7 protein-coding genes are annotated in these 6,764 nt (G+C 59.7%); 5 read left to right on the top strand and 2 right to left on the bottom strand.

Going from position 1 to position 6,764, the window contains the following annotated elements; all coding sequences use genetic code 11:
• Together H1Y01_RS17465 and H1Y01_RS17460 are read right to left on the bottom strand one after the other, a co-directional pair.
• Positions 1-355 (bottom strand): FAD-binding oxidoreductase (locus H1Y01_RS17465; protein WP_180541796.1); only part of this gene is annotated, 355 nt, incomplete at its 3' end.
• A complete protein-coding gene (locus H1Y01_RS17460; RefSeq protein WP_180541794.1) occupies positions 352-915 on the bottom strand; it encodes an HD domain-containing protein in 564 nt (187 codons plus the stop codon). The genes H1Y01_RS17460 and H1Y01_RS17465, both read right to left, overlap by 4 nt.
• Before the next feature lie 240 nt (positions 916-1,155).
• On the opposite strand from H1Y01_RS17460, the gene H1Y01_RS17455 reads away from it, so the two are divergent.
• From H1Y01_RS17455 to H1Y01_RS17435, 5 genes are all read left to right on the top strand, one after another.
• Positions 1,156-2,148 (top strand): peptidoglycan recognition protein family protein, encoded by a 993-nt coding sequence (locus H1Y01_RS17455; RefSeq protein ID WP_180541793.1) that lies wholly within the window; start codon positions 1,156-1,158, stop codon positions 2,146-2,148.
• Positions 2,149-2,205: 57 nt separating this feature from the next.
• Complete coding sequence (locus H1Y01_RS17450; protein ID WP_180541791.1) at positions 2,206-4,368, top strand: S53 family peptidase; 2,163 nt, start codon at positions 2,206-2,208, stop codon at positions 4,366-4,368.
• 185 nt (positions 4,369-4,553) lie between these two features.
• Entirely contained in the window at positions 4,554-4,784 is a 231-nt protein-coding gene (locus H1Y01_RS17445) for a hypothetical protein (protein ID WP_180541789.1), read from the top strand.
• A 91-nt stretch (positions 4,785-4,875) separates the two neighbouring features.
• Positions 4,876-5,421, top strand: a complete 546-nt coding sequence (locus tag H1Y01_RS17440; protein ID WP_180541788.1) for a kelch repeat-containing protein — start codon at positions 4,876-4,878, stop codon at positions 5,419-5,421.
• A gap of 153 nt (positions 5,422-5,574) precedes the next feature.
• Positions 5,575-6,764, top strand: a 1,190-nt coding sequence (locus H1Y01_RS17435; RefSeq protein WP_219341658.1) for a glycoside hydrolase family 30 protein, incomplete at its 3' end; no start/stop codon positions are given.

Below are 6,764 nucleotides of genomic sequence, written 5' to 3'. Positions count from 1 at the left end.
TGCCGCCCACCGACGCCGTGTTTTCGGTAGGATCGGGCGCATAGAACTGCCCGCTGGGGTTCGCGGCGCGATTCAGTGCTTCAAGAGTGATCGCCGCACCGGCATACGCGCGGCCGGGCAGAATCTCGAGCCGGTTGAAATGTTCGAGGGAGACGACCCAACCGCCGGTAGCGACGCGCGCCCCCGTCAACCCGCTACCGGCGCCAAGGATGGTGAGCGGGATGCGCCGCGAGTCCGCCTGGGCGAGGACGTCGAGCAGCTCCGATTCGCTGCGCGGCGCAAAGACCCCCTCCGCCCAACCGGAAAAACCGGAGGCATCCGAGACGTGATCGCGCGCCGGGGGGCGTGGCGTCATACGCTGCCCCCGAGTCCGATTTCCGCAGCGCGCGCACGCATGGCGTTGATGCAGAATTCGATGTGCTCATCGAGCGGAATACCGAGTTCAGCCGCTCCGTTGACGATGTCTTCGCGATTGACGGCGCGCGCAAACGCTTTGTCCTTCATCTTCTTTTTGACGCCGGCGGGATCGACATCGGCAACGCTGCGCGTGGGCTTGACCAGCGCGGTCGCGGAGATGAATCCGGAAAGCTCATCGCAGGCGAACAACACCTTTTCGAGCTTCGATTCGCGGGGCACACCGGAATAATCCGCGTGCGAAAGAATGGCGCGCCGCACGTCCGCAGGAACGCCGCGGCTCTCCAGAATCGGCTCGCCCTGCATGGGGTGTTTATCGAGCGTGGGGTGGATTTCGTAGTCGAAATCGTGCAGAAGCGCGGTGACCGACCACTTCTCGCGGTCCTCCCCGAACTTGTCCGCGTAGGCCGCGACGCACGCTTCCACCTGCAGCGCATGGCGGCGTAAAGACGCGGACTGCACGAACTCTTCGAGGATCGCTAACGCCTGCTCACGAGTCATGAAATTTCATCGTACCTGCACCCAAATCCGAGAGGAATACTCCTGGATGGACACGACCTCCGCGAAGGCTTCTCAGTGATTTTCTTATCAGATGCGCGGGTTCCGGACGAAGTCCTGAAACTGCGGCGGATTCGCGAGCTGAATCGGAGGCAAATTCGCGAGCTCAATCGGAAAAAACAGGCAGCCCTGTTGAGACTCCAAGCACGACAGGAGAAGCGGTTTCGACGCACAATCCGCACAATGGCGGCGGCTCTGGCCGCGGCGGCAGGATTGGCGGCGATTTTCGCGGTACACGCCCGAGCCGTTTCAAATGCTCCCACCCCCCCACCGCATGCGGCGCGCGTGAATCCTACAGCGCTCGTGCCGCAACCGATCTGGGAAGTGGAGCAACGCTCCGGATCCACGGTCTACTCGAACGGCCTTGAAATCCGAAACGAATTCGAGACAACGTCGCGACCGCGCTCGTACCACACCTTTTCGAGAGTCCGTCTGGAGAGATCGGCCGAGGCGTTCAGCGCGCCTGCCGGCATCGTTTTTCACACGACGGAAAGCCTGCTGCTGCCGATCGATCCAGCGGAAACGCGCGACCTGATGCGCACGCGCGAAGACCTAATCCGTCACGTGCGCACGGGCATGCTGTACAACTTCATCATCGACCGGTTCGGCCAGGCGTTTCGAATTGTGCCGGAGGACGAAGTGGCGTTCCATGCCGGCCATTCGATCTGGTCCGACCGCGACCGCGTCTACAACGGTTTAAACGAAAGCTTTATCGGTGTCGCGTTCGAAACGCAGACCGGAGAGGCGCTCGAAGCGGCGCAAATCCGCTCGGGGCGGCTGCTGGTTGACTACCTCCGCGGGCGCTATGCGATCGAAGAGGCAAACTGTGTCACGCACGCCCAGGTTTCGGTGAATCCGGAGAATATGCGCATCGGATTCCATACCGACTGGGCGGCCAGTTTTCCGTTTGAGCAATTCGGTCTGCACCCTGGGTACTCGGCGGCCGTATCTTCGGTGGCTCTGTTCGGATTCAGTTACGATAGCGAGTTCCTTGCTGCGATCGGCGGCCAGCCGTGGCCGGGCTTGATCGCGGCGGAAGAATCGATCCGCCGCGAAGCGAGCGATCGCGGAGAAGACGCGGGAGCCTACCGGCGCGAGCTGCGAGAAAATTACCGGCTCGTCAGAAGTATCACAAGCGGCGTGGATGCCGATCGAAAAATCAGGGAGATGCAATAAAAAAGGGCGAAGAATTGTATTGCGATTGGGATATAATCCCGGCATCTTGGCTCCAAAATGGGACGATTTCCGCTGGACGGATATTTCGTTACCGTTTGGGAAGCCGAGGAGGGCAAATTGATCATCGAAAATCGCGAAACGCTCCAGAAAATGGGACGCTCCGGCGGGTTTATGCCGCTCCGGCGTTCTTTGACTTGTTTCGGCCTGATCGCCACGGCCGTTTTACCAATTAGTGCCGCCACCGGACAACGGGTCCCGAACACGACGCCTCCATATGTCGCAACCGCCAAGAATCTCGGCCCGGCGGACCCCACGGCAACGATCGATGTGAGCATCTGGCTGAACATTCACAACCGCAGCCAACTTGACGCCTTAGCCGCGCAGCTCTACAACCCGTCTTCGCCGAACTACCGCCATTGGCTCAAACCGGCGGATCTGATTGCCCAATTCGCCCCTTCGGCGGACGAAGCGGCGACGGTGCGGCAGTTCTTCACGTCTCACAATCTGTCGATCGTCACTGTCGGCCCCGGTAACTTGTTTGTGCGGGCTCAGGGTACGGTCGGCGCCGTCGAGAAAGCGTTCCAGGTGCAGCTAAACAACTACAGCGTCCGAGGCGCTACGTACCGTGCGCCTGCGAGCGACCCGTATGTCGAGGGCGCGGCTGCCGGTCTGGTGCGCGCGGTTGCAGGACTTGACAATGGCGGATATGTGCATCCGCTGGTAGCGCGTCCGTCCAGTCCTCCCGGCGCGCCCCCGGCCCCCGCCGCCCCCGCAGGAGCTAACTCGGCTGATTTCTTTGTTTCCAATTGCTTCACCGGAGTCGAGACGCAGACTTACACCAGCGACGGTGACTATCCGAAAGTCGTCTATAAAGGCAATGGATATGCTGGAACTTACGCCAACCCCAATCCAGGTTGCGGTTATACGCCCCCGGAAATCTACACCGCCTACAACCTAACCGGACTCTATAACGAGGGATACAACGGAGCGGGTCAATCCATCGCGATCATTGACTGGTGCGGGTCTCCAACCATCCAGTCGGATGCGAACGGCTTCTCGACGATGTTCGGATTGCCGCAGTTGAACTCGTCGAACTTCACGATCACCGATGTGCCTACCGTATCCAGCTGTGCGGCTCCTGATCCGGAGATCAATATAGATGTGGAATGGGCCCACGCGATAGCGCCGGGGGCTAACATCGACCTGGTAGTGCCACCCTCCGCCAGTTTCGAGGATGTAGACGAAGCGGAGTCCTACATCGTCATCTATGGCCTTGGTACCGTCATTTCCGGCAGTTATGGCTCAATCGAATCGGAGACGCCGACTTCGACTTTGCAAAGCGAGAACCTGATCAATGAGATGGCTGCTGTGGCGGGTATCGCGGCGAACTTTGCCTCCAGCGATGAGGGCGACTTTAGCGTCGAAGGTGTTGCTCCATCAGTTTCGGCTCCGGCCGACGGAACCTATGCCACCGCGGTCGGCGGGGTTTCGGTAGCGCTGGATTCCGCTAACAACATCAGCTGGCAGGTCGGCTGGGGAAGCAATTTTACGCTCGCGGTATCTGAGGGCGAGGTTTTCAATCCGCCGCTGGCATTCGGCTTCGAGTACGGCTCCGGCGGGGGTCCCAGCGCGGTGTTTCCCCAACCGTCGTTTCAGGCCGGTTTACCAGGGACGACGCGGCAACTTCCGGATATCTCATGGGTCGGCGATCCTTACACCGGAGTTGCGATTCTGATCAGTGAACCGTTTTCGTACCCAGTTCAAGTCTGGCAAGTCTACGGCGGAACCAGCGTCGCTACTCCGATGTTCTCCGGATTATGGGCGATCGCCAATGAGGAAGCCGGCGTTGCTTTAGGCCAGGCCGCGACTTACGTCTACACCATGCCGGCGGGAACCATTACGGATGTCGTTCCCGCGGGCGGCCCGGGCAATGTGAGGGCAGTAATTGCTACCTCTAGCGGATCGAACACTGGTTACACGGCGTCAGCGGTGATGGGCGGCGCCACGCCGAGTAAGTTCTACAGCGCGATCTGGGACTATCCCGACTATCAGGATACCGTCTATATCATCTCGTTCGGCACCGATTGTACGGCTGTTACGGATGGATATGGAACCCTTTGCACGGCTCCCGGGGCGCTGCAGACGGCAACCGGATGGGATAACGTGACTGGGGTAGGAACGCCGAACGGGCAGGCCTTCGCGGACTCGTTTAGACCTTAGTTGAAGCGTCGTTAGTGGGTCAGTTCTCTATCTGACCCACTAACGGGTTGCGGCAAGTACGAATCAGACTTGGCTGGACTGCGCTTTTGATCGGTTTCGTAGGAGCTAGTTCGGCAGGGGCGCAAAGTCTCAACTGGGTTAAGCCTTCGCTCGTGGGGTTACCTTCGATCCGGAGTGACAGCTCGATGACCTACGATGCCGCTACCGGATCGACCGTTCTCTTTGGGGGCGGCGTCAATAACGGCGCGATGGTATTCGGCGATACGTGGCTTTTTACTCGGACGGCCGGTTGGACGCAGGTGTATCCTGCCACGTCGCCGTCGCCCCGTTCGGGCGCAGGTTTCGCTTACGATCCGGTGACTAAGACTGCCGTACTCTTCGGCGGCGCCGACCAACGCCGACCAACAAGGATCTGACCTGAACGACACATGGACATGGGATGGTTCGACGTGGACGCAACAATTTCCGCCCATCTCTCCGCCGGCGCGTTCGTTCAACAGCGAACAGATGGCATTTGACGGCGCCGCCGGGACAGTAGTGCTCTTCGGCGGCTACGGCCCTACTAGTTTCTTCGGGGACACCTGGGTCTGGCACGGGGATGCAAGAATCTGGGTTGAGGAGTTTCCCGCGACGAGCCCTTCGCCTCGAGGAACGACCCTGACTTACGACGCCGCCACCAGGCAGGTCGTCATCTTCGGCGGCGAAGATGGCGGAGCAAGCTTCTTCGACGATACATGGACATGGAACGGAATCACTTGGACCCACCAGTTGCCGGCGACGTCGCCCCCGAAGCGTACAAACTCCTCTTTGGCCTATGATGCGAACATCGGCGAAGTCGTCTTATTCGGTGGTTACAATGCGGTGGGCGGCCAGGCCCTGAGTGACACATGGACGTGGAACGGCATTACGTGGAGTCAAGTACAAACCCCCATTACACCTGCTGGACGATACGGGGCGGCAATGGAAGATAACCCTACCGTCGGAGGCTTAGTGCTTTTTGGCGGATACTTCACAGGCGGTCCCTGGACGAATCAGACTTGGATCTTCCGTTAAATCTCACCCACCAATTCGGGAGTGAGATGCACTTCCGTGTGCTAAGCCTATCAGCGCGGTCTTGGTTGTCAAGCTGGTGCCAAAAGTCCGCCGCGTCCCCGATATAGTATTAGTGCGATGCTCTCGCTCTGTGCCGGCCTTGTCGCTAGCGCGATGACACTACTGACTGCGCAGCAGGTGACCGTGGTTGAAACCGACGGCGACCAATCGAAATTGATGCAATCCCAGCCCGCGCTCACTTTCTCAGCCGGTCAGGCCGCGAACGGCATCACGGTCGACGCGACGACGACGTACCAGACCATGGACGGTTTCGGCGCGGCGCTCACCGACTCGTCCGCCTGGCTAATCGCCAATCAACTAAACGCCACACAGCAGACCGCATTCCTGCAGCAGCTGTTCGATCCGCACGCGGGCATCGGGTTGAGCTTCTTGCGGCAGCCGATAGGCGCGAGCGACTTTTCCCAGTCCGGCAACTATAGCTACGACGACATGCCCGCCGGCCAAACCGATCCGCAGCTTACGCATTTCTCCATTGCGCACGATCAGGCTTACCTGATTCCGCTACTGAAGCAGGCGCTGGCGATCAATCCGACGCTCAAGATCATCGCGGAACCGTGGAGCCCGCCGGCATGGATGAAGACCACCGGCACGATGAACGGCGGCAACGTCAACACGGCGATGTTCAGTCCGCTGGCCGGTTACTTCGTCAAGTTCGTACAGGCTTATAACGCGGCGGGCATTCCTATCTATGCGGTCGCTCCCCAGAACGAGCCGGAGAACAGTAACACGAGTTATCCAACAGCCCTGTTGAGCGCGCCGGACGAGGCTAACTTCGTCGCCAACTATCTTGCGCCGGCTTTCGTTAGTTCCGGAATCAATACGGCCATCATCGGCTACGAACATAACTGGAACGACACAACGTATCCAACAACCTTACTCGCCGGCAGCGCCGCGCCCTACCTGGCGGGTACTGCATTCCATTGTTATGCGGGTGACGTCAGCAGCCAGAGTACGGTTGAGGCGGCGTACCCCAACAAAGGAATCTGGTTCACCGAGTGCTCGGGCACGGTGGGTTCGAGCTTCAGCGGCGACCTGGTGTGGAACACGTCGAACCTATTAGTCGGCGCGACTCGCAACTGGGCGCGGAGCGTGTTGCTCTGGAACCTGGTTCTGAACCAGAACTCCGGGCCGCAAAACGGCGGCTGCACCAACTGCCGCGGCGTGGTGACGATCAACGGATCGACAATCACGCCGAATGTCGAATACTATGTGCTCGCGCATCTGGCCAAGTATGTGATGCCGGGAGCGAAGCGCATCTCTTCCAACACTTTCGGTCCGGGGTC

The sequence above is a fragment of the Nevskia soli genome, from assembly GCF_903970205.1.
Classification (GTDB): Bacteria; Acidobacteriota; Terriglobia; order Bryobacterales; family Bryobacteraceae; genus Bog-113.
The sequence above is the reverse complement of the archived record's forward strand: the minus strand, read 5'-3'. Positions and strand labels throughout refer to the sequence as shown.

Excerpts from the sequence above, each read along its gene's own strand:
- H1Y01_RS17445 (WP_180541789.1), top strand. The coding sequence starts at position 4,554 with ATGACCTACGATGCCGCTACCGGATCGACCGTTCTCTTTGGGGGCGGC.
- H1Y01_RS17450 (WP_180541791.1), top strand. The coding sequence starts at position 2,206 with ATGGGACGATTTCCGCTGGACGGATATTTCGTTACCGTTTGGGAAGCC.
- H1Y01_RS17440 (WP_180541788.1), top strand. The coding sequence starts at position 4,876 with ATGGCATTTGACGGCGCCGCCGGGACAGTAGTGCTCTTCGGCGGCTAC.
- H1Y01_RS17455 (WP_180541793.1), top strand. The coding sequence starts at position 1,156 with ATGGCGGCGGCTCTGGCCGCGGCGGCAGGATTGGCGGCGATTTTCGCG.
- H1Y01_RS17460 (WP_180541794.1), bottom strand. The coding sequence starts at position 915 with ATGACTCGTGAGCAGGCGTTAGCGATCCTCGAAGAGTTCGTGCAGTCC.